The following is a 22,441-nucleotide window of genomic DNA, read 5'->3' on the forward strand; positions in this document are numbered from 1 at the left end:
GTCTGGACATAAAATGTCGTGTCGCTCTCTGAAAACAATCATCCAGTAATTGACATCTCAATTCGTCTGTGACGAACAATTACCATGGACCGTCTCGACCGCATGACCCTCTTTGTCCGCGTCGTGGACCGCCGGAGTTTTTCGGCGGCGGCCACCGATCTCGGGCTCTCCCGCTCGACGGCGACGGAAGCGATCAAGCGTCTCGAAGCCGATCTCGGCGTTCGATTGCTTGAGCGCACGACGCGGCATGTGACGACCACGCTGGAGGGACGGACCTATTATGAGCGCTGCGTCGCGATCCTGTCGGAGGTCGAGGAGGCCGATAACGCGTTTCGCGATGCGCGCCCGCGTGGCCTGCTGCGGATTGATGCCCACCCGCTGCTGACACGTACTTTCCTGCTGCCGCACCTGCCGGAATTCCTTTCGCGCTATCCGGAACTCGATTTGCATATCGGCCAGGGCGATCGGCTGGTCGATCTGGTGCGGGAGGGTGTGGATTGCGTGATCCGCGCGGGAGACCTGCCGGACAGCGGCATGATCGCCAGGCGGCTGGCGACGATCACGGAGATCACCTGCGCCAGTCGCGGCTACCTGGAAACATATGGCCTGCCGAAACGTCCGGATGATCTCGCCAGCCATCTCTGCGTCGGCTTCGTGTCTTCCCGCACGGGCGAGGTCATGCCGCTGGAGTTCATGGAGGCCGGGAAGGTCAGGCTGGTCCCTGTAAAAAGCCGCGTGACAGTGAATAATTCCGACACGATGAGCGACCTCGCCCGCCTCGGTTTCGGCCTCATCCAGGCGCCGCGCTACCGGCTCCAGCGCGACCTTGCCGATGGCAGCCTGGTGGAGGTGATGATCGACTACCCACCCTCGCCCACGCCGCTGACCGCGCTCTACCCGCAGAACCGCCAGACATCCGCCCGGGTGCGTGTTTTCCTCGACTGGGTTGCCGGCATCTTTGCCGCCGCCGATCTCTGAACCGACTGTCACCTCCGACTACGTCAAGTCGGGGTGGCCGGACAAATGGTCAATGAGGAAAGATACGAAGGACTTCACCTTCATGGCTATATGGCGGTTGGCGGGATAGACGGCGTGGACGGGGATTGTCGTGATCGACCACTCCGGCAGGACCGCCACCAGCTTTCCCTCCCTGATCGCGGGCCCGACCACGAAGGCGGGTTCCAGCACGATGCCAGCGCCGGCCACCGCCGCCGCAAACAGGGTGCGACCGTCATTGCATTCCAGCCTCGGCAGCACCGGTACACGCAGACTTGTCTCCCCACGGCTGAAGTGCCACACCCTTCCCCATCTGAGCTTCGAGAAGTGCAGGCATGCATGCTTCGTCAAATCGTTTGGATGGCTGGGCACCCCATGACGCGCGAGATAATCGGGGGCAGCGCACACGACAACCGGTGACGATCCAATCTGCCGCGTGATGACATTTGGCTCCAGGGATATTGTCCCGCGAATAGCCAGATCGAAGTTCTCCTCCACCAGGTTGACGGTGTCGAGTGACAGGTCGAGATCGATAGAAAGCCCGGGATTGAGCTTCAGAAACGCCGCGACGGCGGGCGCGACGTGATCCGGCCCCAGATCCGGCGCTGTGGAGATCCTCATCCGTCCCACCGCTTCCTGCTGGAACGACGCGGCCGCACGTTCCGCTTCCCTGATCTGCGGCAGGACACCGCTCAGCGCCTGTAGGTACGCCGTCCCGGCTTCCGTCAATGACACGGCGCGCGTCGTGCGTTGCAACAGCCGGGTGCCCAACCGCGTTTCGAGGTCGTGTATCTGCGCACTGACCGTCGCGCGCGACATCTGCAGCTCTTCCGCCGCCTTCGTAAAACTCAGGCTTTGGGCCACACTCAGGAACGCGGCGATACCCGAGAGGGGGTCGATAGTCTTCATGGTAGATTATCCGAACAGTGATGCGTGATCATTGATCTTATCAAGTCCCCCGATTTTGGCTAGGTAAGCGTCACCCGACGACGACGGCCGCGTCGACCGGCGCGAGCAAGTCTCGCGATGTGAAGATTGCTTATCCTATCCCCCATCAGAGTGTGTCGCCTTGGCGGCACCGGTTATCAGAGGTTTTCGCCATGTCCGACAACGGTCGCTGGTTTATGAATGCATATCTCAACATCCTGCTCTCGCAGACGGAAAGCGCCGCAGGCGTTTCGCTGATAGAGCATGACATGCTTGGCGGTTTCTTCGTTCCGCCTCACGTCCACCACCACGAAGACGAGACTTTCTACATTCTCGAAGGCTCGTTCCGCTTCATGCTCGATGGACAGATCTCGGAACTGGCGAGCGGCGCAACGCTGCACGTCAAGGGCGGCAGGACGCACGCCTTCAAGGTGCTGTCACCGCGTGGCCGCTTTCTCACGATCACCAACGGGCGCTTCGAAAGCATGGTCCGCGAAGCGTCTGTTGCAGCCGAACGCCCTGAAATCCCTCCGCAGGTGCCATTCGCACCCGAAGATCAGCAGAGGCTCTTCGCGCTCTGCAATCGTAACGGCATCGAATTCGTCGGACCGCCGATCGACTGAGATCAGGCAACGGCGGACGCACGGACGGCGTGCGTCCCGCCCTCTCGCCGAACACCCTTCAAATAGCCATGGTTGATTGAGATTCACGTCATGTTCGATTTAAATTTCTGGTTCTCCCGTGGGAACCCCGTCCCCCTTGCTCGTCCTTTTCCACGGCGCGTCAGCAGCTATTCCGCTGCGGCAGCCACCCCACCCACCTTGCGGGTTCGGTTCTATCCGCGCGACGGGTCCGTGTTTCTGAACGACGAATACCTGATCAGGGGCGTGGCCGGTCGGCTTTTCCGGCACTTCCTCCAAGCGTTCACCGAAAGCGGCACAACGGACTTCTTCAACAAGGAAATCCGTCGTCATCAATCGCTGCTTCTTCCGGACTACAAGGATAATCTGGAGACGAGGCTCATTCTCCTGACGCGTCGCCTGGACGAGCGGCGAGGGAATATTCGGCTCGAGCGTCCCGAACGTGGCCGCGTCCGCCTTGTCGTCGACAGGAGCGTGCGGCTGCTTGTGAGCGACCACGACTAGGGTCGCCCATGCCGGTGATCAGAGATCTTCGGCAGAGGAGTCGAAAAACCGCGACAGTTCCGCTGCGAGTAAGTCCGGAGCCTCCTCGGCCATGTGGTGGCCGCTGTCGATACCTGTACCGGTCAGATCGCCCTTGACCCAGGGACGCCAGATCGAGAGAACATCGCCATAGAGCTCTTCCAGATCGTCCCTGCGCGACCACAACACATGCACGGGACACTGGATCTTCCGTCCGAGCCGGCGGTCTTCCTGATCATGGAGAGGATCGACACGAAGGCCGGCGCGGTAGTCGCCGAGCATCCCGCGAACCACCGACGGATCGCGGGTCGCCGCGCAAAAGTCCTGATAGTTTTCCTCGCCCATGGCCTCCGTGTGTCCGCCGTACCAGCGTTCCGGATCGGCCAGGATCGCGCGCTCGGCCTTGTCGACCTGAGCGTAGAAGAACCAGTGCCACCAGCGGGAAGCGAACTGGGCGTCGCAGCGCTCGAGCGCGTCCAAAATCGGCACGCCGTCGAGCGCCGCGAACTTCTGCACCCGATCCGGGTGGTCCATCGCCGTGCGGAAGGCCGTATAACAGCCTCTGTCGTGACCGGCGATGCTGAAGTGCTCAAAGCCCAGTTTCTCCATCAGCGCCACGCAGTCGCGCGCCTTTGCCCGCTTGGAGGAGGCGTGATCGTCATCGGGATCGGGTTTGGCCGACATGCCGAAGCCGCGCAGATCCGGACAGATCACCGTGAAGCTTTCGGCCAACAGGGGTGCTACCCGATACCACGTCGTATGCGTCCGTGGATGACCGTGAAGGAGGAGAACCGGCGGACCGGCCCCACCATGGCGAACACGCAAAGTCGTCTCGGGAAGGTCTATCATCTCCAGCTTGAAGGTGTCGAACATCATCCGTCCCCGGCTCTTTCATGGCAACCGATGAACGGTCGGACTTGATCTTCGTTCCCGAGACCGCCTGCGGGAGGCCGTTAACAACCCTGAACGCCAAATGAACTCCCGTCTCAGAGAAGGTTCAGCCGGGATCCTTCATAACGTCATCATCGATCCACCGATTAAGACGACGGGACGGGCAACATGGCAAAGATCGCACGGCGACTGACGATCCTCACGCTGACGATGACGATCTTTGCCTTCACGGTCTCCGCCCTCGTCAACCGGGAGACGCGCGGCCTTTCCGCCGCAGTCCACTGCCCGCTCACATCATCGCTCTCGTGCCTTGCGGCACTGTGAACGACACGACCGAAGAAGGAACAAGACGATGACCGCAACGATCCGCTCCGCCGCCGCCTCCAGTCTCCGGCTCCTGCTGCTCGCCGGCATCATGCTCGGCCCGGTCGCAGCCCTCGCCATCGCCAAGTCCGACGTGATCGCGATGGAGAAGCGCGGCGCCGGCCTCGTTCTCTTCGTCAGCCTCCAGCGCCAGTCGATGAGCTGAGCCCTCGCGATTTTCAGGGCTTTCGGGGCGAAACTGTCGCCGCATATCGCTCCGGGAGAGGAAAACGGTCGCTTCGGCGGCCGTTTTTCGCTTCTCGGCCGTCGTTTGCTTGTCAAAAGCTTCCATATATAATGGCGCATGGACAAGCGAATCTCTCCCCTCACCCCCGTCAATTTCATATGCCCCGAGCCGTTCGAGCCTCAGGTCTTCGATGACCCGAAGGCCGCAGTCGAAACGCTTGCGAGCCTCTACGAGCGCAATACGACCTTCCTGATCGATGCGTTTTCCTCGCTGGCGAAGGGCGCCCCGGTCACCGGACGCTACCGTGCCTTCTACCCGCAGGTCGGCATCGAAACGACGAGTTTCGGCCATGTCGACACCCGCCTTTCCTACGGCCATGTCACCGCGCCCGGCCTCTATACGACCACCGTCACCCGGCCCCAGCTTTTCCGCCACTATCTTGTCGAGCAGCTCGGCCACCTGATGCGCAACCATCAGGTTCCGGTGGTCGTGTCACAGTCGGAAACGCCGATCCCGCTGCATTTCGCCTTCGCCGAGGGCGCGCATGTGGAGGCTGAGGCGACCGGCCTCGTCGACATGCAGTTGCGCGACGTGTTCGATACGCCGGACCTGACCGTCACGGATGACGAGATCGCCAACGGCGAATACGAGCCGCGTCCCGGCGAACCGCACCCGCTTGCGCCGTTCACCGCGCAGCGCATCGACTATTCGCTGGCCCGATTGTCGCACTACACGGCGACCAGCGCCGCGCATTTCCAGAATTTCGTGCTGTTCACGAACTACCAGTTCTATGTCGACGAATTCTGCAACTATGCCCGCAAGCTGATGGCGGAAGGCGGCGGTGGCTACACCGAATTCGTCGAGCCCGGCAACATCATCACGCCGGCGGGCGCGAGCGCGCCAGACAGCGGCACGCCGCTCGGACGCCTGCCGCAGATGCCGGCCTATCACCTCAAGATGCGCGGCCACGGCGGCATCACCATGGTCAATATCGGCGTCGGTCCTTCGAACGCCAAGACGATCACCGACCATATCGCGGTGCTCAGACCGCATGCCTGGCTGATGCTCGGCCACTGCGCCGGCCTGCGCAACAGCCAGCGGCTTGGCGACTATGTCCTGGCGCACGCCTATATGCGCGAGGACCACGTTCTCGACGACGACCTGCCGGTCTGGGTGCCGATCCCGGCGCTTGCGGAAGTGCAGCTCGCGCTTGAGGATGCGGTCGAGGAAATCACGGGCTACGAGGGCTTCGAGCTCAAGCGGATCATGCGCACAGGCACGGTCGCCACGATCGACAACCGCAACTGGGAACTGCGCGACATGCGTGGCCCGGTCAAGCGCCTCTCCCAGGCGCGCGCCATCGCGCTCGACATGGAATCGGCAACCATCGCCGCCAACGGCTTCCGATTCCGCGTTCCCTACGGCACGCTGCTCTGCGTCTCCGACAAACCGCTGCACGGCGAGCTGAAACTTCCGGGCATGGCGACGGCCTTCTACAAGACACAGGTCAGCCAGCATTTGCAGATCGGGATCAGGGCCCTGCAGAAACTCTCGGAAATGCCGACGGAGAAGCTTCACTCCCGCAAGCTGCGCAGCTTCTACGAGACGGCATTCCAATAAATTGACGGCGATCCCGCAGGATCGCCGTCAAACCGCTTAACCTTGCCGCCAGCCAGTCACCTTCGAGCCACCGAACAGCGCTTCGGATGGCATCTGGAAGATGAAATAGGGATTGAGCAGCGGCAGGGTACTGACCTCGTCCAGCCGGCGAAGCTGGTCGTCGGCGAAGGTGATGTCAAGCGACGCGATGTTCTGGGTCAGTTGCTCAACACGGCTCGCTCCGATCAGGACGGACGAGACGCCTTTCCGCTTGGTAACCCAAGCGAGCGCCACCTCCGCAGGGGAGCGGCCCAATTCGCCGGCGATCTCCTTCACAACGTCAACAATATTGAAATTGCGCTCGGTAAAGAGTATGCCACCATAGGGGTTGTCGCCGTTCAGGCGACCGTCGCTATCGTTCTCGGTAACCTCGCCGTCCTTGTTGGGAAGCTCGGTCGCCCGGCTGGCATGATCCAGCATGTCACGGCCGTATTTCCCGGTCAGAAGACCAAAGGCCAGCGGGCTCCAAGGCACCAGACCCATCGCCAATTCTTCGCCGGCGGGAAGGACTTCCAGCTCGACGCCACGCTCGATCAGCGAGTAGGAATATTGCAAGCCGACCGGTGCCGGGAGCCCATGGGCGGCGGCTAGGGTTGCGACCTTCGACACGTACCAGGCCGGCGTGTTGGAGAAGCCATAGTGCAGGATCTTGCCGGATCGCAGGGCGGTCGCCAGCGTATCGATAACTTCTTCGGCGGGCGTGACGCGGTCCCAGACGTGCATCCAGTACATGTCGATGTAGTCGGTCTTCAGGCGTTTCAGGGAGCCTTCGATCCCGAGCCGAATGTTCTTTGCGCCGTTTCCGCCCCAGAGTGGCGTCCCCTCACCACGCGGGAAGCCTGACTTGGTTGCGATGATCAACCGGTCGCGCTGGCCACTGTGGGCGACGAAATCGCCCAGCATGTCCTCGCTGCGACCGGCGGAATAAATATCGGCGGTGTCGATGAAGTTGCCGCCGGCTCCCACATAGGCATCGAAAAGAGCACGCGCCGTCTTTTCGCCGGCCCCCCATCGCCCGGCTCCGAAGGTCATGGTGCCAAGAGCCAGCGGGCTGACGATAAGACCGGATCGGCCAAGTGTGCGATATTGGGTGAGGCTCATGTGGTCGCTCCTTTTATTGAGTGAGGACAGAAGTTAGTGCGCCCGTGTGCTCGGGATTAGCGCTTGCCGGCCGTATGGGTTTGTGAGAAATTTGCATGAATGGAGCGCAACGAACTCAACGATCTTCTGGCATTCGCCACCGTCGCGCGGGAATGCAGCTTCACGAAGGCTGCCGCCAGGCTTGGAATTTCCGCTTCGGCGCTCAGCCATGCCATGAGAAATCTAGAGCAGCGGCTCGACGTCCGACTACTGGCGCGCACAACGCGCAGCGTAGCGCCAACCGAGGCCGGTGAACGGTTGCTCCACTCGATCAACCCGGCGCTGGCGAGTATCGAGGATGGGCTCGCCGCGCTGTCCCATTGGCGCGACAGCGTCTCCGGAACCGTGCGGATCACCGCTTCGACCTATGCGGCGCAGACGGTGCTGATGCGGAAACTGCCGCGTTTCCTGCTCGACCACCCGGACGTGAAGGTGGAGGTAAACGTCGAGGATCGTCTGGCGGACATCGTCGCCGAGGGCTTCGATGCCGGCATCCGTTTTCATATGTCCGTCGACAAGGACATGATCGCGATCCCGATCGGTCCGCCGCTGCGCACTATTGTCGTCGGCACGCCCGGCTATTTCGAACGGCACCCACCACCCAGGACGCCGGCCGATCTGTCAAACCATGTCTGCGTGAACTTCCGCATGAAGAGCGGCGCGCTTATGGCGTGGGACATGGACGAGGGCGGCCGTGAATTTCGCGTGCGCACCACCGGCCAATTCGTTGCAAACGATGGCGGCCTGATGGCGGCGGTCGTTCGCGCCGGCGCGGGACTGGGCTACATGATGGAAGAAGAGGTCGCAGACGACATCGCGGCCGGGCGGTTGGTGCAGGTGCTCGACGCCTGGTGCCTGCCCTTTCCCGGCCTTCACCTCTATCATCCGAGCCGACGACAATCGCCGCCGGCTCTGCGTGCGCTGATCGCCGCCCTGAGGGAGTAACCCGACCGTTCAGGCCTCGATGATCACCGGTTCACAGCGGACCGGGAAGTTCACCGAATTGGCGATGAAGCACTTCTCATGCGCATCCTCGTGCAGTTCGCGGGCTATGTCCGGATAGGTGCCGGCCTTGATCGTCACGCGTGGCTTCAGCACCACGTCGGTGAATCGGCCGCTGCCCTCCTCGTCCATCTCCATCACCCCCTCGGCATTGTCCTCGTACTCCATGACGACGACACCGGAGACGGCGCAGAAATGCAGATACCAGAGCTTGTGACAGGCAGAGAGCGAAGCGAGGAACATGTCTTCGGGGTTCCACCGCGCCGGGTCGCCGCGGAACGCGGCATCGGAAGATGCCTCGATATCCGGCTTGCCCGCAGCCGAGATGACATGATCGCGACTGTAGGCCCTATAACCTGACGTGCCGGTACCAAGGTTGCCCTTCCACCGCACGGTGACCCTGTATTCGTGCTTGCGTTCAGACATGGCGTTTCTCCCGGTGCTGAGTCCTTTTTTCAAACCATAGGTCAAGCCGCCCGCCCTCTCCAAGACAAGGTCGGCGTGGAACGGAAAAACTTCTCACCTGCGCTTGAAAAGATAACATTAAGATATATCTTAGATGCAGTTTAAAGCGAACGGAGATAGACATGAGACATTTTCATTGTGGCGATGCCCGCCACCAGCAATTTCGGGAGGCGATTCATGCCATGCGCAGCGGTTTCCTCGGCGGCCCCTTTGGCGGCGGACCACGCGGACGCGGCGAGCGCCGGCGGATGTTCGAAGGGGGTGAGCTTCGCCTGGTCCTGCTGAAACTGATCGAGGAACAGCCGCGGCATGGCTACGACCTGATCCGCGAGATCGAGAGCAGGACCGGCGGCGCCTATGCACCGAGCCCCGGCGTCGTCTATCCGACGATGACGCTGCTGATCGACATGGGGCTTGCCGACGAACAGCAGTCCGACGGGCCGCGCAAGCTGCTCGCCATCACCGAGGCCGGACGGCAGCATCTGGTGGAGCGTGCGGATGAGGTCCACACGGCAATGGCTCGCCTCGCGGCCTTGGCGAAGGTGACAGAACGCACCGACGCTGCGCCGGTCCGCCGGGCGATGCAGAACCTGAAGACGGCGCTCCACGAACGCCTGTCCCAGGATGGCGTGACGCGGGATATCCAGCTCGAGGTCGCCCGCATTCTCGACGAGGCCGTCGGCAAGATCGAGAGGCTCTGATCATGACCAAGGCGATCGCGACCGTGCCGACCGAAAACGGCTGGAAATATCTGCAGCAACTCTGCAAGCACTGGGCCCACAAGCTCGACGTTGAGTTGGAAGAGCCGAGGGGCATCGTAAAATTCCTCGAGGCGACGGCCGTGATGACGGCGGATGCCGGTGCCCTCACCGTCGAACTCGAAGCGGTCTCCGCTGAGGTGCTGGAGCGGATGAAGGGCGTGGTGTCGAGCCACCTCGACCGCTTCGCCTTCCGCGAGGCACCGCTGCCATTAGATTGGAAGGCGGCTTAAATCCGCCAGATGAAACCGGGAGCGCCCTTCCGATGAAGGACGCTCCGACTCCGCAAAACCACTGCCGACAGGTCACAGACCGGCAAAGAACGCGCCATATCGGGCGTGTTCCATATCCTTGCCAAGAGCAGCCGCTTCCTCGTCGCGCCCAAGCTCCCGCAAGACGGACTGTCTGGCGACATAAAAAGGCTTGAAGCCCGGATCGACAGCGATCGCTTCCGCGAGGGCGTCGTCGGCCGCATGAAGGTCGCTTTCCCGCCGCAACACCTCAGCTCTGGCGGCATGAACGGCCGCGCTATCGGGGTCCGCCTCTATCGCCTGCCTCACGAGGTCCCTTGCCTCGGCTCTCGTTCCGCCATTCCGGAGCACAGCCATCGCCCGTGTGACCAGCACCTCCGCGCGAAGCGCCGCGTCGTCGTTGTCGGACAGCGACTGCAGTATGTCCTGGGCGCGCACGGCATTGGCCACCCCCGGATAGGGAGAGAGCAGGACCTGCGCGAGATAGAGCTCGGCCCAACCGTCACCCTTTTCCGCAGCCGCCTCAAAGGCCGCAACCGCCTTGCCGGCATCCTGTTCGACGCCGAAAAGGCCATCACGATAAAAGACGCCAAGCCGCGTCAGCGCATAGTCGATACCGGCCGCAGCAGCGCGCTTGTAGGCCTCCACCATTTCGGAGGGATCTTTTGACAGGTCCGGATTGTGCTCCAGCAACCAGGCGAGATTGCCCACGGCCGAGATATAATCGGCGGCTGCGGCCTTGCGGTACCATTCAAGTGCCTTTGCCGGATCCGCAGACACTCCCAATCCGTTCTCGTAGAGGACGGCGATATTGTTGTCGGCCACGGCATAACCGGCGGCCGATGCCTTGAGGTAGGACTGCATCGCCTTCGCATAATCCTGTTCGAGCCCGCCCAGCGCATCCTCGTGGAAGATACCGAGTTCGATGTCCGCCAGGGCATAACCGCCGGCCGATGCCTGCTCGAGAAGCTGGCGGGCCCGTTTATAGTTGCCGAGCTTTTCCTCGGTCCGCCCGAGCTGAAACGCAAGACGCGCATTCATAGGATCGGCGGCTAACGCCGGCTCGCAGGCCTCTTTCGCCTTCAGTCCGTCCACTTGCCCCAGAGGAATACCGGCGGCGCCTAGATCACGGTCGTTCGGGCTTGCCGCAAAGCGATCGCACAGAGCGGCGACATCGCCGGCAACGGCTTGCGAGCCGAGCGGCAAAACGGCGACGGTGACCAGCAAAGACAGGATCAGCATTCTCATCGGATCTCCCCTTCCGCCCCAAAATGGATGGAGCGGGATATAGCCCTGGCGTCCAAATTCGCCTAAGCAGGGTGTCCCTTTCGGCTGCGCAGCCTTGCGTCTGCGTCCCGAAGTTCAGATATCGACCGCTGGGAGGAGGACGATGCGACCAGGACTCGTCGCGACACAGCGCTTTTCCACCGATGCTCATGCAGCCGAGGATCGGTTCGACGCCTTCCGCGCCCGGATCGGGACCATGTTCGACATGGAAGCGCTTCAGCGCGAGGATAGTCAGTCTTTCTCCGGGGAAATCGTCAGCCTGCATCTCGGTTCGATGCTTGTCAGTTCGATGGAAAGCCGGAGCTTTCGCCACAGCCGGTCCCGCAGGCGCACCCTGAAAGACTTCCTCGATCATCTGCTGATCAGGGTCGATCTCGACGACATGAAGAGACCGGCCTCCCTGCGCATCATCGATCTGGCGCAAGTGACCGAGGAGAGCATCACGCCGGGCCGCAACCTGTCTCTCGTGGTGCCGCGTCGCATGCTTGGAAGCGACAGCGGGCGTCTGAGCGACTTTCATGCGCTGTCGCTCAACCACGGCTCGGCCATGGTTCTTGCGGATCATGTCGCGGCGCTGATGCGGCACGGGCCCAATCTCGATGCGGGATCGATCGAGTCCATCACGGCACTGACCCCCACCGTCATTGCAGCCTGCCTCAACCCTGCGGAGCGCCACGCAGCACTCGCCAGCGGCGGCTTGAACCTCGTCGCGCTCGACAAGGCCAGGGCGTTCATCAATGCCAACCTCCACAATCCCAAACTCGATCCCGACTATGTCGCGCGCTCCATCGGTATCTCCCGCTCCGTGCTCTACCGTCTGTTCGAACCGCGCGGCGGTGTCGCGAGCTGCATCCGGGAGGCAAGGCTTCGGGAGGCCGCCAGGATGCTGTCACGAGAACCGCAGCTGCGACTGGGCGAGATCAGCGATGCACTGTGCTTTTCCAGCGAAGCTCAGTTCAGCCGTGCCTTCCGGACGCTGTTCGACTGCTCGCCAAGCGAAGCCCGCCACGCGTGGGCAAGCGGCGGACGGGACCGGTCGACCCTGCTGACGGCGTCGTCCGATCGGCCCGTCTTCGACCGCTGGCTGGCCGTACTGTAGGGGACGCGCCAACGCCTCATGCCCGGCTGCTGCATCACTGCTCCACGCGGGTGGTCAGACAACCGGACATGGGCTAGTCTCCGTTCAACGGAAGGAGCCCCCCATGACCGACACCCTTATCATCCCCGACCTCCGCGGCAAGGCCGTGCTGATCACAGGCGCGTCGAGCGGGATCGGCGCGGCGCTTGCCTATGCGTTTGCGGCGCAAGGCGCTCTCATAGGCCTGCACTACAACTCGAACACGGAAGCGGCGCATGCGATCGCGCGGGATATCGAGCAGGCTGGCGGCGCTGTCGTGCTGGCGCAGGGCGATGCGGCGATTTCGGACAAGATGGTGGCGGCGGTCGAGAAGGTCGCGAAGACCTTCGGACGGCTTGATGGCGTCATCAACAATGCCGGCAGCATGATCGCGCGCGTGCTCTACGAGGAGATGACCGACGAGCACTACGACAAGGTCATGGACGTCAACGCGCGCTCGGTGATCTCGACCAGCCGCGCGGCCCTGCCCTACCTGAAAAAACAAGGCGGCTTTATCACCAACACGACCTCGGTCGCGGCGCGCACGGGCGGCACGGCCGGCTCCGGCGTCTATGGTTCGTCCAAGGCGTTCGTCGCGGCGGTGACCAAGGGCATGGCGCTGGAATTCGGCAAGCACAAGATCCGCGTCAACGCCGTGGCGCCCGGCGTCATGACCACGCCATTCCAGGACAAGTACGCCCTGCCCGGCCAGCTTGATTCCGTCGCGGGAAGCGTGCCGCTGCAACGGACGGGAACGGCGCAGGATTGCGTCGGCGCCTATCTCTTCCTGGCGTCGGACATGCTCTCGGGCTACGTCACCGGGCAGACGATCGACGTCAATGGCGGGCAGATCATGCCGTGAGGCATACGAATGATCATACCCAGTTCAGGTAGTTGATGAGCACGTCGGTGTAGAACAGCATCATCACCATTCATGACGCAGCTTTCGCTGGAATGCGAGGCCGTTAAGCTCGCCATTCCAAAGACCAAAGGCGTCGCGGACGGTTTCGGTCCTCTCTTTACTGAGCAATTCATCGACTGCTGCGCGGATAAGCGCGGCGCGGGACACTTTGCGTTCGCTCGCAAGCCTATCGAGCCCGTCCAGATGGGACCGCGGAATATCGACACGTATTCTCATGGCGACCCTCAGGTGAGACCGCCACTATATAACACATATTATTGAGCAACGCGGCTCAGATGCGTCTCCCAATCGGGAGACGCGCCTTCGAACGAGAGCTATTCCCGGTGATTGTCCTTCAGCCAGTCGAGGCCCTTGTGCAGGGTCTCGACAGCCTGGTCGATCTCGGAGTGCGAGATGATCAGCGGCGGGGAGAACAGCATGCGGTCGCCGGTGGCGCGCAGGATGACGCCGGCGTCGACGCACTGGTTGCGCACCAGCGTCCCGATATCGTCGGGTTTGGCATAGCGGCGGCGAGTCGACTTGTCGGCGGCGATCTGGACGGCGGCCATCAGGCCCACGCTGACCACCTCGCCGACGAGGTCGTGGTCGGCCAGCGAGGCGAGCGCCTTGGCGAGATACGGACCGGCATCGTCACGCACGCGCTCGACCAGTCCCTCTTCTTCGATGATGCGGAGGTTTTCCAGCGCGGCCGCCGCGGCAACCGGGTGACCGGAATAGGTGTAACCGTGGTAGAAATCGCCGAGTTCCTCGACCATGACCTTGGCAACCCGTTCCGAGATAAGCACGCCGCCGATTGGAAGGTAGCCGGATGACAAACCCTTGGCGATCGGCGCGAGGTCCGGCTCGAAATCGTAGTACTGGTGGCCGAACCAGGTGCCGAGCCGGCCGAAGCCGCTGATCACTTCGTCGGCGACCAGCAGGATCTTGTACTTTGCGGCGATGCGCTTGATTTCCGGCCAGTAGGTCGACGGCGGCACGATGACGCCGCCGGCGCCCTGAATCGGCTCCGCGACGAAGGCGGCGACATTGTCCTCGCCGAGTTCGAGGATCTTATCCTCCAGTTCCTTCGCGACCTTGAGGCCAAATGCTTCCGGCGACAGGTCGCCGCCCTCGGCATACCAGTAGGGTTGGCCGATGTGGTGGATGCCGTCGATCGGCAGGTTGCCCTGTTCATGCATCCACTTCATGCCGCCAAGCGAGGCGCCGGCGACGGTGGAGCCGTGATAGGCATTCTTGCGCGCAATCACCTGGGTCTTCGTCTCGTGACCAAGCGCCTTCCAGTAGACGCGCGCCATGCGGAACCAGGTATCGGAGGCTTCCGAGCCGGAATTGGTGAAGAAGACATGGTTGAGCTTGCCGCCGGTGTGGCTGGCGATCTTCTGGGCGAGCAGGGTGGCGGGCGGCGTCGTCGTGCCGAAGAAGGTGTTGTAGTAGGGCAGTTCCTGCATCTGCGCATAGGCCGCATCGGCGATCGACTTGCGGCCGTAGCCGACATTGACGCACCAGAGGCCGGCAAAGGCATCGATGTACTGCTTGCCGGTGGAATCCCAGATATGGCAACCCTCGGCGCGGTTGATGATCTTGGTGCCCGCCGCGTTCAGCTTCTTCATGTCGGAGAAGGGATGCAGGTGATGGGCGGCATCGATGGCGGCGAGATTGGACAATGCTGCAGTCTTGGTCATGACGGTATCTCCTAGACAAGCGCAAGAAAACCGGCGGACAGGGGCCCATCTCCCTCTCCGTGGTCCTTACCCGTGCCTGATTGAAAGGCGGTTGGTTATCGGCTACGAACATGACCTTCCCGGATGCGTTTGGCAAGGGCACCGACCAGCGGTTCACTGCGGCCAAGTATCTCTAAAACAAGCCAGTGAGACGCCGTTTCATGACTGAAAAGCCTGTGGCCGCCGACGCATCGTCAGCCCGTATCGAAGTTCTCCTCGTCGGCATGAACGGCGACCTGCGCGGCAAGATGATCCCGATAAAGGCCGAGGACAAAGTCTGGAAAAATACCGTGCGTCTGCCGGCCTCGACCCAGTCGCTCGACATCTGGGGCGACGACAACGACGACATCACCCGGATATCGCTGACACTCGGCGATCCCGACGGTATCTGCGTCGCCGACCGCAACTCGCTGACGACCCTGCCCTGGGGTCCGGAAGGTTCGAAGCAGGTTCTCGCCACCATGCATAAGCTGGATGGCAAGCCGCACGAGATCTGCCCGCGAGCAATCCTTGCCAACGTGCTGAAACGCTTCGAGGCCAAGGGCTTGACGCCTGTCGTTGCGACCGAACTCGAATTCTATGTGGTCGAGCCGGATTTTCGCGACACGGGCAAGCCAATGCCACCGAAGGCGCTGGTCATGAACGGCGAGGTCGAAGGCTTCCAGCTCTACGACATGCGGGCGACAGCCGCGATGGAAGACTATCTCGAAACCATCCGCCGCTACTGCGACGACATGGGCCTGCCGGCCGATGCGACCACCGCCGAGTTCGGCCCCGGCCAGTTCGAGGTGAACCTGCTGCACAAGGCCGATGCGATGGCAGCCGCCGACGACTGTATCTACCTGAAGCGCGTCGCCGATTTCGCCGCCCGCCGGCATGGCCTCAAAGCCACCTGCATGGCCAAGCCCTATGGCGACCATGCCGGCTCTGGTCTGCACGTGCACTGCTCGATCATAGACAAGGACGGCAAGAACATCCTCGATGCCAAGGGCGGTGATCCGGCGAAGCTGAAATCGATCACCGCCGGCATGCTGAAGAGCATGCAGGAGGCGCAGCTGATCTTCGCGCCGTTTGCCAATTCCTACCGCCGCTTCCAGCCGGGCTCTTTCGCGCCCGACAAGATCGACTGGGGCTTCGGCAATCGTGGCACGGCGATCCGCATTCCGGACAAGGACGGCCCGGCGGCGCGTATCGAGCATCGAGTCGCCGGTGCCGACGCCAATCCGCACCTGCTGCTCGCCGCTATCCTCGGCGGCATTCTGCTCGGTCTCGATGAGGATCTCGATCCCGGCCCGGTGACGAGCCCCGACAGCGCGCCGGAAAATCCTGATATGCTGACCTACGACTTCCTGACAGCCGTCGAGCGCTTCCGGGCCTCGGACTTCATCCGGGATATCTTCGGGGCGGAGTACCAGCGCATCTATGGCGACACCAAGCGCAAGGAAGCGATGGCGTTCCTTCGCACCGTCTCCAGCTTCGACTACCAGACCTACCTGCCACGCATCTGACGCGGCAGCCGTCCGTCAAAGCGACAGCGCGTCCTTCAGCGTCATTGCCTCAACCTCGCGCAGGTCTAGATCCGACTCGATGTGGGCGATGTGGTGCAGCATATGGTCGGTCGCAGCCGCCACATCCCCCTGCTCCAACGCGTCGAGGATTTCGGTGTGGTCGTCATGGCCGCAGCTCGAGATCCCAGTGCGGCCGTAAAGCGCGATCACCAGCGATGAACGCGCGACGAGTTCGTCCATGAACTTTTCGAGAATGGCATTGCCGGAGAATCTCGCGAGCAACAGGTGAAAATCGCCAGACGCCTTGATCTCGGCACGCCGGGCATTGGCGCCGCGCTCGCTCTTGTGGCGGGCCTCCTCCTTCAGGTGCTCACGAAACAGCTGGATATCGGCAGGCGTGAGGCGTTCGGCTGCGGCGGCGACAATCCCCGGCTCGATCAGCCGGCGGGACGCAAAGACTTGTCGCGCCTCCTCCGGCGAAGGATTGGATACAAAAGCGCCCCGGTTTCGCTCCGTCTTCACCAGGCCCTCGAAGGCGAGCATCTGCAGGGCATCACGCACCACCGTGCGACTGACGTCGAAGAGTGTTCCGACCTCGGCTTCGGAAAGCTTCGTGCCGGGCGCCAGCCGTCGATCGACGATCGCGTCGCGCAGGGCATCGCGAATGGCGCGGGCGCGGTCCTCCTGCGGCATGTCGGACACGGTCACGGCTTTGGAAACAGCTCTCATCTTTGGCTCCAGTTGCCTTCTTGTATCGCTGATGCCGGACAAATGAAATAGCACCCTAAGATCCGATCCACTCACATTGCCGACAAAGTTGCACATAAATTGTATGCGTTCGCGTGATTTTTATGCATGCACTATTGCGTAGCATACGTATGCAACTCAACAACCACGTCGAAACCTTAATCTTTCAGTAAGTTAGGTGCGCCGCAGCAAAATGGCACGCCTTATGCATGACATGTTCCAGCACTGGAGCCTGTCATGACGAAGAGCGCCGATATCGAACTTGCCGCCGTATCGAAGGTCTATGGAACGACGACCGCCGTCCATCCGATCAGCCTGAAGATACCTGCCGGAACCTATTGCTGCCTGCTCGGGCCATCGGGATGCGGCAAGACCTCAACACTCCGGATGATCGCGGGGCACGAAAGCGTCTCGTCCGGCGACATCCTGCTCGGCGACGCCAATGTCACCGACCTGCCGCCAGCCGCCCGCGGCACGGCGATGATGTTCCAGTCCTACGCGCTCTTCCCGCACCTCGATCTCGTCGACAATGTCGCCTTCAGCCTGAAGATGAAGGGGGCGGAGAAGGAGGCGCGCCGGGCGCAGGCGCTGGATATGCTCAAGCTGATGCAGTTGGAGCCGTATGCCAGCCGTCGGCCGGCCCAGCTTTCGGGCGGACAGCAGCAACGCGTCGCGCTGGCCCGTGCGCTGATCACCAGGCCGGAGGCGCTGCTGCTCGACGAGCCGCTCTCGGCCCTCGATCCGTTCCTGAAAATCCGCATGCGCGCCGAACTGAAAAAGCTGCAAACGTCGCTCGGCATCAGCTTCATCCACGTCACCCACAGCCAGGAAGAGGCGATGGCGTTGGCCGACCTGATCGTCGTCATGAGCGGCGGCAGGATCGAGCAGGCGGCAACCCCGCGAACCGTATTCGAACAGCCAGCAACGGCCTTCGTTGCCCGCTTCATGGGCAACCACGACGTTATAGCCGGCAAGGTCGCCGAAAAGAGCGAGACCTCCACAATCATCGAAGTCGTCGGTGGCGGCCGTTTCGCTGCCGGACCGTCGCCGGCCGAGGTCGGCGCGCCACTCGATCTCGCGATCCGCACGGACCGCATCCACATCGGCACCCAACCCGAGCCCCTACTCGGTTTCAACGGCGTCGTCTCGAACGTCGAATATCTCGGCTCCTCCGTGAAGATCGCGGTGAACGGGGCCGGCATCGAGGATTTCACGGTCGTCCTCACGGACGCCGAATACTTCGCGCTGCCCGTCAAGGTCGGCGATGCCGTGCCGCTCTCCTGGGCGGCGTCGGATGTGATCGTTCTCGGCACCTCCGGGATCTGATCGCGCGCATGCATGCCCGAAACCAACAAACCTCTGAGGAGAACTGGGACATGACCAAGAAGAAAACCACCACCGCCGGCAGCGGGATCACCCGCCGCAGCCTGTTGAAGACCGCTTCTGCCGCCGCCGGACTCGCCGCCGGTTCGGGTGCCATCACCGGTTTCCCGACAATCTGGGCGCAGAACCCGATCACGCTTCGCCAGTTCGGCACCGGCGTGTCGAACATCAATGCCATCGCCGAGAAGTGCAAGGCCGACCTCGGCATCACGCTCGAGATGACGGCTACCGATTCTGACGCCGCCGCCCAGCGCGCCGTCACGCAGCCGAACTCCTATGACATCGCCGACATCGAGTACTGGATCCTGAAGAAGGTCTATCCGACCGGCGTGATCCAGCCGATGGAAACCTCGAAGCTGAAATACTACGACAAGGTCGTGCCGCTCTTCAAAACAGGCAAACTGCTGCCCGACAGCGTGATCGCGCAGGGCACGGCGCCGCATACGGTTGGCTATGTCGAAAGCAAGGACGCCAAAACCTTTGCATCGGGCGAGACCGAGTTCTTCACGATGATGCCGACGATCTACAACGCCGATACGCTCGGCATCCGCCCGGACCTGGTCGGCCGCGAGATCACCACCTGGGCCGACATCATGGACCCGGCCTTCAAGGGCAAGACCTCGATCCTCAACATTCCGTCGATCGGCATCATGGACGCCGCGATGATCATGGAGGCGATGGGCAACATCACCTATGCCGACAAGGGCAACATGACCAAGGAAGAGATCGATGCAACGATCGACTTCCTGATCAAGGCCAAGCAGGCGGGCCAGTTCCGCGCCTTCTGGAAGAGCTTCGATGAGTCCGTCAACCTGATGGCGTCTGGTGAAGTGGTCATCCAGTCGATGTGGTCGCCGGCCGTCGCCGCTGTCCGCTCCAAGGGCATCGCCTGCAAGTACCAGCCGCTGAAGGAAGGCTACCGCTCGTGGGGCGGCGGTCTCGGCCTTGCGTCGCACCTGTCTGGCGCTCAGCTCGACGCCGCCTACGAGTACATCAACTGGTACACGTCCGGCTGGGTCGGCGGTTACCTCAATCGCCAGGGCTACTACTCTGCCTGCATGGAAACCGCCAAGGAATTCATGTCGGCCGACGAATGGGGCTACTGGATCGAGGGCAAGCCGGCGACCGGCGACATCATGTCTCCGGAAGGCAAGGTCATGGAAAAGGCCGGAGCCGTCCGCGATGGCGGTTCCTTCGAGGAACGCATGGGCAAGGTCGCCTGCTGGAACTCGGTCATGGACGAGGACCGCTACATGGTCCGCCGCTGGAACGAGTTCATCGCGGCGTAATGCTGAGGCGCCTGCCCCTCATCCCCCTGCCGGGACCTTCTCCCCGCCAGCGGGGAGAAGGGGGATGGAGCGCCGACAGTGCCACAAGTCCCTTCTCCCCGTTCCACGGGGAGAAGGTGGCGGCAGCCGGGTGAGGGGCCACCTCCCCGGTCCGGTTCTTTCGGAAACCACAGGAGACGCAGTGCCATGGTGGAAGTGCGATTTATCGGCGCCGGCGAGCCTCGGCCGAAGCGCGAGATCAGGCTGCCGGTGTGGCTTGCCTCCTACCTGCAGGCGACGCCGCTGGCGCTGATCCTCGGCGCCTTCCTGCTCCTGCCGATCCTGATGATCGCGACCGTTTCCTTCTGGGACTACGATTTCGCCCAGATGTATCCCGATTTCGTGACCTTCAACTACACCGAGACGCTAGGCTCCTGGGTCACCTGGAAAACCTATCTCAACACGCTGAAATATGCCTTCATGGTGTGGGCGATCACACTCTTCATCGGCTTCTGGGTCGCCTATTTCCTCGCCTTCCACATTCGCACCGCCGCCATGCAGAGCGTGCTGTTTCTCGTCTGCACCGTGCCGTTCCTGACATCGAATATCATCCGCATGATCTCCTGGATCCCGGTGCTCGGGCGAAACGGCATCGTCAACAGCTCGCTGGTCAGTGCCGGTGTCATCGACCAGCCGATCGAATGGCTGCTCTATTCCGATTTCGCCGTCGTGCTTGCCATGGTGCACCTCTACACGCTGTTCATGGTGACGCCGATCTTCAACACGATGATGCGTATCGACCGTTCGCTGGTAGAGGCCGCGCGCGATGCCGGCGCCTCCGGCTTGCAGATCCTGACCAATGTGATCATTCCGCTGTCCAAGCCCGGCATGGCGATCGGCACGATCTTCGTCGTCACCCTCGTCATGGCAGACTTTTCGACGGTGCAGGTGATGTCCGGCGGCCAGAGCGCGTCTGTCGCGCTGATGATGAAGAACCAGATGTCGCTGCTGCAGTATCCGGCGGCGGCCGCCAATGCCGTGGTGCTGCTGGTGCTCGTGCTGCTCATGGTCGCCGCCATTCTGCGCGTCGTCGACATCCGCAAGGAGCTTTGAGATGAATTCGGACAAACGCTCCCGCGAATTCTACATTCTGGCGATCTTCTTCACCCTTTTCGTGCTGTTCCTCTATGGCCCGCTGTCGGCGATCCTGATCCTCTCGTTCCAGGGACCGAACGGCGGCCTCACCTTCCCGCTCAACGGCGTGTCGGTGCACTGGTTTTTCAACCTCTTCGAACAGCAGGCGGTCGGAGATTTCGGCGGTTCCTTCCGCCGCTCCTTCGCGCTCGGCCTGATGGTGATGATCGTCACGGTGATCGTGTCGCTGCTGGCGGGGCTCGCTTTTCGCCGCAAGTTCATCGGTGCCACGCCGCTCTTCTATCTCGCTGTCGCGAGCCTCGTCGTGCCGTCGATCATCATCTCGCTCGGCATCGGCGTGCTGTTCTCACAGCTCGGCCTGCAGCCGGCCTGGTATTCCTCCGGCTTCGGCGCGCATCTCACCTGGACGCTGCCCTTCGGCGTGCTGATCATGTTCGCGATCTTCAACCGCTTCTCGCCGTCCTACGAGGAAGCGGCCCGCGATCTTGGCGCGACGTCGTGGCAGACCTTCCGCCATGTGGTGCTGCCGATGATCCTGCCGAGCCTGATCGGCGTCGGCCTGTTCGGCTTCACGCTTTCTTACGACGAGTTTGCCCGCACGCTGATGACATCCGGCACCTACAACACCCTGCCGCTCGAAATCTACGGCATGACCACGAACGTGACGACGCCGGTGCTCTATGCGCTGGGCACCGTGACCACGCTGTTTTCCTTCCTGGTGATCGGCGGGACCCTGGCGCTGCTCATCGGCATCAATCGTCGCCGCAGCCGGGGTTGATCCAGCATGAAAATCGCCGTCATCAATCCCAACACCACGGCCAGCATGACCGCGACCATCGCGGATGCCGCCCGGAGGGTGGCAAGCGACACCACGACCGTCGACGCGATCACCTCATCCATGGGGCCGGTCTCCATCGAAGGCTACTATGACGAGGCGCTGGCGCTGCCCGGCCTTCTGCTGGAGATCTCGAGGGCAGAGCGCAACGGCGCCTCTGCCGCCGTGATCGCCTGTTTCGACGATACCGGGCTTGATGCAGCCCGTGCGCTTGCAGATATTCCCGTTCTCGGCATCTGCGAGGCCGCGCTGTCGGCCGCGTCGTTCATCGCCCAGCGCATCACCGTCGTCACCACCATGGAACGCTCGCGACTGCCGCTCGAACATCTCGTCCATCGCTACGGCATGACCGGCAAAGTCAAGGTTCGGGCCGCCGACATTCCGGTGCTTTCCCTGGAGGACCCGCAATCCAACGCCCGCGACCGGCTGCGCAACGAGATCGCGACCGCGCTGCGGGAGGACAAGGCCGAGGCGATCGTGCTTGGGTGTGCCGGCATGGCGGACCTGACGCTCGAGCTCAGACGTGAATTCGGCGTGCCTGTCATCGACGGGGTCGCGGCGGCGGTCAAGCAGGCGGAGAGCCTCGTGACGCTGGGTCTTTCGACCGCAAAGCGCGGCGCCTATGCCTCGCCGATCCACAAGCCTTATATCGGAGCGCTGGAACCGTTTTCCCCGGCTGCTATAGGGACGGCGTGA

The 22,441-nt window shown here is 62.4% G+C and carries 25 protein-coding genes; 17 read left to right on the forward strand and 8 right to left on the reverse strand.

Features of this window, described 5'->3' with window-relative positions; genetic code table 11:
• Positions 1 to 84: 84 nt before the first annotated feature.
• Entirely contained in the window at positions 85 to 978 is an 894-nt protein-coding gene (locus tag J5J10_RS11265) for a LysR family transcriptional regulator (protein WP_211929935.1), read from the forward strand.
• An 18-nt stretch (positions 979 to 996) separates the two neighbouring features.
• Here the strand turns inward: J5J10_RS11265 and J5J10_RS11270 are convergent, their stop codons facing one another.
• Positions 997 to 1,905, reverse strand: coding sequence for a LysR family transcriptional regulator (locus tag J5J10_RS11270; protein ID WP_211929936.1), 909 nt, complete (start codon positions 1,903 to 1,905; stop codon positions 997 to 999).
• 191 nt (positions 1,906 to 2,096) lie between these two features.
• Between J5J10_RS11270 and J5J10_RS11275 the strand changes: the two genes are divergently transcribed.
• Complete coding sequence (locus tag J5J10_RS11275; RefSeq protein WP_211929937.1) at positions 2,097 to 2,546, forward strand: cupin domain-containing protein; 450 nt, start codon at positions 2,097 to 2,099, stop codon at positions 2,544 to 2,546.
• Positions 2,547 to 2,777: 231 nt separating this feature from the next.
• Positions 2,778 to 3,068 carry a hypothetical protein gene (locus tag J5J10_RS11280; protein WP_208549029.1) on the forward strand — a complete coding sequence of 97 codons (291 nt, stop codon included), beginning with the start codon at positions 2,778 to 2,780 and terminating at the stop codon, positions 3,066 to 3,068.
• An 18-nt stretch (positions 3,069 to 3,086) separates the two neighbouring features.
• Here J5J10_RS11280 and J5J10_RS11285 read toward each other — a convergent pair whose 3' ends face one another.
• Positions 3,087 to 3,959: an alpha/beta hydrolase gene (locus J5J10_RS11285; RefSeq protein WP_211929938.1), complete on the reverse strand. Its 873-nt coding sequence runs from the start codon at positions 3,957 to 3,959 to the stop codon at positions 3,087 to 3,089.
• A gap of 186 nt (positions 3,960 to 4,145) precedes the next feature.
• Between J5J10_RS11285 and J5J10_RS11290 the strand changes: the two genes are divergently transcribed.
• The 3 genes from J5J10_RS11290 (at position 4,146) to J5J10_RS11300 (ending at position 6,147) form a co-directional block, all read left to right on the forward strand.
• Positions 4,146 to 4,301: a hypothetical protein gene (locus J5J10_RS11290; RefSeq protein WP_211929939.1), complete on the forward strand. Its 156-nt coding sequence runs from the start codon at positions 4,146 to 4,148 to the stop codon at positions 4,299 to 4,301.
• A 28-nt stretch (positions 4,302 to 4,329) separates the two neighbouring features.
• Complete coding sequence (locus J5J10_RS11295) at positions 4,330 to 4,506, forward strand: hypothetical protein (protein WP_208549026.1); 177 nt, start codon at positions 4,330 to 4,332, stop codon at positions 4,504 to 4,506.
• A gap of 138 nt (positions 4,507 to 4,644) precedes the next feature.
• Complete coding sequence (locus J5J10_RS11300) at positions 4,645 to 6,147, forward strand: AMP nucleosidase (protein ID WP_211929940.1); 1,503 nt, start codon at positions 4,645 to 4,647, stop codon at positions 6,145 to 6,147.
• 36 nt (positions 6,148 to 6,183) lie between these two features.
• Here the strand turns inward: J5J10_RS11300 and J5J10_RS11305 are convergent, their stop codons facing one another.
• Positions 6,184 to 7,287, reverse strand: coding sequence for an aldo/keto reductase (locus tag J5J10_RS11305; protein WP_211929941.1), 1,104 nt, complete (start codon positions 7,285 to 7,287; stop codon positions 6,184 to 6,186).
• A 99-nt stretch (positions 7,288 to 7,386) separates the two neighbouring features.
• Between J5J10_RS11305 and J5J10_RS11310 the strand changes: the two genes are divergently transcribed.
• Complete coding sequence (locus tag J5J10_RS11310; protein WP_211929942.1) at positions 7,387 to 8,271, forward strand: LysR family transcriptional regulator; 885 nt, start codon at positions 7,387 to 7,389, stop codon at positions 8,269 to 8,271.
• Positions 8,272 to 8,280: 9 nt separating this feature from the next.
• Here J5J10_RS11310 and J5J10_RS11315 read toward each other — a convergent pair whose 3' ends face one another.
• Positions 8,281 to 8,754: an OsmC family protein gene (locus tag J5J10_RS11315; RefSeq protein ID WP_208549022.1), complete on the reverse strand. Its 474-nt coding sequence runs from the start codon at positions 8,752 to 8,754 to the stop codon at positions 8,281 to 8,283.
• Between the two features lie 161 nt (positions 8,755 to 8,915).
• Between J5J10_RS11315 and J5J10_RS11320 the strand changes: the two genes are divergently transcribed.
• Positions 8,916 to 9,494 carry a PadR family transcriptional regulator gene (locus tag J5J10_RS11320; RefSeq protein WP_211929943.1) on the forward strand — a complete coding sequence of 193 codons (579 nt, stop codon included), beginning with the start codon at positions 8,916 to 8,918 and terminating at the stop codon, positions 9,492 to 9,494.
• Positions 9,495 to 9,496: 2 nt separating this feature from the next.
• Complete coding sequence (locus tag J5J10_RS11325) at positions 9,497 to 9,784, forward strand: DUF2218 domain-containing protein (RefSeq protein ID WP_211929944.1); 288 nt, start codon at positions 9,497 to 9,499, stop codon at positions 9,782 to 9,784.
• 72 nt (positions 9,785 to 9,856) lie between these two features.
• Here J5J10_RS11325 and J5J10_RS11330 read toward each other — a convergent pair whose 3' ends face one another.
• On the reverse strand, positions 9,857 to 11,050 hold the full coding sequence (locus tag J5J10_RS11330; RefSeq protein ID WP_211929945.1) for an SEL1-like repeat protein: 1,194 nt from the start codon (positions 11,048 to 11,050) through the stop codon (positions 9,857 to 9,859).
• Between the two features lie 142 nt (positions 11,051 to 11,192).
• Here J5J10_RS11330 and J5J10_RS11335 point away from each other — a divergent pair, with 142 nt between their 5' ends.
• Complete coding sequence (locus J5J10_RS11335) at positions 11,193 to 12,188, forward strand: AraC family transcriptional regulator (protein WP_211929946.1); 996 nt, start codon at positions 11,193 to 11,195, stop codon at positions 12,186 to 12,188.
• Positions 12,189 to 12,291: 103 nt separating this feature from the next.
• Positions 12,292 to 13,068, forward strand: a complete 777-nt coding sequence (locus tag J5J10_RS11340; RefSeq protein WP_211929947.1) for an SDR family NAD(P)-dependent oxidoreductase — start codon at positions 12,292 to 12,294, stop codon at positions 13,066 to 13,068.
• Positions 13,069 to 13,131: 63 nt separating this feature from the next.
• Here J5J10_RS11340 and J5J10_RS22635 read toward each other — a convergent pair whose 3' ends face one another.
• The gene (locus tag J5J10_RS22635; protein ID WP_211929948.1) at positions 13,132 to 13,344 is read right to left on the reverse strand and encodes a ribbon-helix-helix protein, CopG family; all 213 of its coding nucleotides are present in this window, start codon (positions 13,342 to 13,344) and stop codon (positions 13,132 to 13,134) included.
• 98 nt (positions 13,345 to 13,442) lie between these two features.
• Positions 13,443 to 14,810, reverse strand: a complete 1,368-nt coding sequence (locus J5J10_RS11350; protein ID WP_211929949.1) for an aspartate aminotransferase family protein — start codon at positions 14,808 to 14,810, stop codon at positions 13,443 to 13,445.
• A 200-nt stretch (positions 14,811 to 15,010) separates the two neighbouring features.
• Here J5J10_RS11350 and J5J10_RS11355 point away from each other — a divergent pair, with 200 nt between their 5' ends.
• Positions 15,011 to 16,357 carry a glutamine synthetase family protein gene (locus tag J5J10_RS11355; RefSeq protein ID WP_211929950.1) on the forward strand — a complete coding sequence of 449 codons (1,347 nt, stop codon included), beginning with the start codon at positions 15,011 to 15,013 and terminating at the stop codon, positions 16,355 to 16,357.
• A gap of 15 nt (positions 16,358 to 16,372) precedes the next feature.
• Here J5J10_RS11355 and J5J10_RS11360 read toward each other — a convergent pair whose 3' ends face one another.
• Complete coding sequence (locus J5J10_RS11360) at positions 16,373 to 17,086, reverse strand: GntR family transcriptional regulator (protein WP_208549013.1); 714 nt, start codon at positions 17,084 to 17,086, stop codon at positions 16,373 to 16,375.
• 255 nt (positions 17,087 to 17,341) lie between these two features.
• Here J5J10_RS11360 and J5J10_RS11365 point away from each other — a divergent pair, with 255 nt between their 5' ends.
• From J5J10_RS11365 to J5J10_RS11385, 5 genes are all read left to right on the forward strand, one after another.
• Positions 17,342 to 18,430, forward strand: coding sequence for an ABC transporter ATP-binding protein (locus tag J5J10_RS11365; RefSeq protein ID WP_208549012.1), 1,089 nt, complete (start codon positions 17,342 to 17,344; stop codon positions 18,428 to 18,430).
• Between the two features lie 50 nt (positions 18,431 to 18,480).
• The gene (locus J5J10_RS11370; protein ID WP_208549011.1) at positions 18,481 to 19,776 is read left to right on the forward strand and encodes a PotD/PotF family extracellular solute-binding protein; all 1,296 of its coding nucleotides are present in this window, start codon (positions 18,481 to 18,483) and stop codon (positions 19,774 to 19,776) included.
• Positions 19,777 to 19,962: 186 nt separating this feature from the next.
• Complete coding sequence (locus J5J10_RS11375) at positions 19,963 to 20,868, forward strand: ABC transporter permease (RefSeq protein ID WP_208549010.1); 906 nt, start codon at positions 19,963 to 19,965, stop codon at positions 20,866 to 20,868.
• Position 20,869: 1 nt separating this feature from the next.
• Positions 20,870 to 21,688 (forward strand): ABC transporter permease, encoded by an 819-nt coding sequence (locus J5J10_RS11380; protein ID WP_211929951.1) that lies wholly within the window; start codon positions 20,870 to 20,872, stop codon positions 21,686 to 21,688.
• Between the two features lie 6 nt (positions 21,689 to 21,694).
• The gene (locus J5J10_RS11385; RefSeq protein WP_211929952.1) at positions 21,695 to 22,441 is read left to right on the forward strand and encodes an aspartate/glutamate racemase family protein; all 747 of its coding nucleotides are present in this window, start codon (positions 21,695 to 21,697) and stop codon (positions 22,439 to 22,441) included.

Origin of the sequence: Ciceribacter sp. L1K23 (genome assembly GCF_018122705.1) — a bacterium.
Lineage (GTDB): Bacteria > Pseudomonadota > Alphaproteobacteria > Rhizobiales > Rhizobiaceae > Allorhizobium.

Excerpts from the sequence above, each read along its gene's own strand:
- J5J10_RS11265 (WP_211929935.1), top strand. The coding sequence starts at position 85 with ATGGACCGTCTCGACCGCATGACCCTCTTTGTCCGCGTCGTGGACCGC.
- J5J10_RS11270 (WP_211929936.1), bottom strand. The coding sequence starts at position 1,905 with ATGAAGACTATCGACCCCCTCTCGGGTATCGCCGCGTTCCTGAGTGTG.
- J5J10_RS11275 (WP_211929937.1), top strand. The coding sequence starts at position 2,097 with ATGTCCGACAACGGTCGCTGGTTTATGAATGCATATCTCAACATCCTG.
- J5J10_RS11285 (WP_211929938.1), bottom strand. The coding sequence starts at position 3,959 with ATGTTCGACACCTTCAAGCTGGAGATGATAGACCTTCCCGAGACGACT.
- J5J10_RS11290 (WP_211929939.1), top strand. The coding sequence starts at position 4,146 with ATGGCAAAGATCGCACGGCGACTGACGATCCTCACGCTGACGATGACG.
- J5J10_RS11295 (WP_208549026.1), top strand. The coding sequence starts at position 4,330 with ATGACCGCAACGATCCGCTCCGCCGCCGCCTCCAGTCTCCGGCTCCTG.
- J5J10_RS11300 (WP_211929940.1), top strand. The coding sequence starts at position 4,645 with ATGGACAAGCGAATCTCTCCCCTCACCCCCGTCAATTTCATATGCCCC.
- J5J10_RS11305 (WP_211929941.1), bottom strand. The coding sequence starts at position 7,287 with ATGAGCCTCACCCAATATCGCACACTTGGCCGATCCGGTCTTATCGTC.
- J5J10_RS11310 (WP_211929942.1), top strand. The coding sequence starts at position 7,387 with ATGGAGCGCAACGAACTCAACGATCTTCTGGCATTCGCCACCGTCGCG.
- J5J10_RS11315 (WP_208549022.1), bottom strand. The coding sequence starts at position 8,754 with ATGTCTGAACGCAAGCACGAATACAGGGTCACCGTGCGGTGGAAGGGC.
- J5J10_RS11320 (WP_211929943.1), top strand. The coding sequence starts at position 8,916 with ATGAGACATTTTCATTGTGGCGATGCCCGCCACCAGCAATTTCGGGAG.
- J5J10_RS11325 (WP_211929944.1), top strand. The coding sequence starts at position 9,497 with ATGACCAAGGCGATCGCGACCGTGCCGACCGAAAACGGCTGGAAATAT.
- J5J10_RS11330 (WP_211929945.1), bottom strand. The coding sequence starts at position 11,050 with ATGAGAATGCTGATCCTGTCTTTGCTGGTCACCGTCGCCGTTTTGCCG.
- J5J10_RS11335 (WP_211929946.1), top strand. The coding sequence starts at position 11,193 with ATGCGACCAGGACTCGTCGCGACACAGCGCTTTTCCACCGATGCTCAT.
- J5J10_RS11340 (WP_211929947.1), top strand. The coding sequence starts at position 12,292 with ATGACCGACACCCTTATCATCCCCGACCTCCGCGGCAAGGCCGTGCTG.
- J5J10_RS22635 (WP_211929948.1), bottom strand. The coding sequence starts at position 13,344 with ATGAGAATACGTGTCGATATTCCGCGGTCCCATCTGGACGGGCTCGAT.
- J5J10_RS11350 (WP_211929949.1), bottom strand. The coding sequence starts at position 14,810 with ATGACCAAGACTGCAGCATTGTCCAATCTCGCCGCCATCGATGCCGCC.
- J5J10_RS11355 (WP_211929950.1), top strand. The coding sequence starts at position 15,011 with ATGACTGAAAAGCCTGTGGCCGCCGACGCATCGTCAGCCCGTATCGAA.
- J5J10_RS11360 (WP_208549013.1), bottom strand. The coding sequence starts at position 17,086 with ATGAGAGCTGTTTCCAAAGCCGTGACCGTGTCCGACATGCCGCAGGAG.
- J5J10_RS11365 (WP_208549012.1), top strand. The coding sequence starts at position 17,342 with ATGACGAAGAGCGCCGATATCGAACTTGCCGCCGTATCGAAGGTCTAT.
- J5J10_RS11370 (WP_208549011.1), top strand. The coding sequence starts at position 18,481 with ATGACCAAGAAGAAAACCACCACCGCCGGCAGCGGGATCACCCGCCGC.
- J5J10_RS11375 (WP_208549010.1), top strand. The coding sequence starts at position 19,963 with ATGGTGGAAGTGCGATTTATCGGCGCCGGCGAGCCTCGGCCGAAGCGC.
- J5J10_RS11380 (WP_211929951.1), top strand. The coding sequence starts at position 20,870 with ATGAATTCGGACAAACGCTCCCGCGAATTCTACATTCTGGCGATCTTC.
- J5J10_RS11385 (WP_211929952.1), top strand. The coding sequence starts at position 21,695 with ATGAAAATCGCCGTCATCAATCCCAACACCACGGCCAGCATGACCGCG.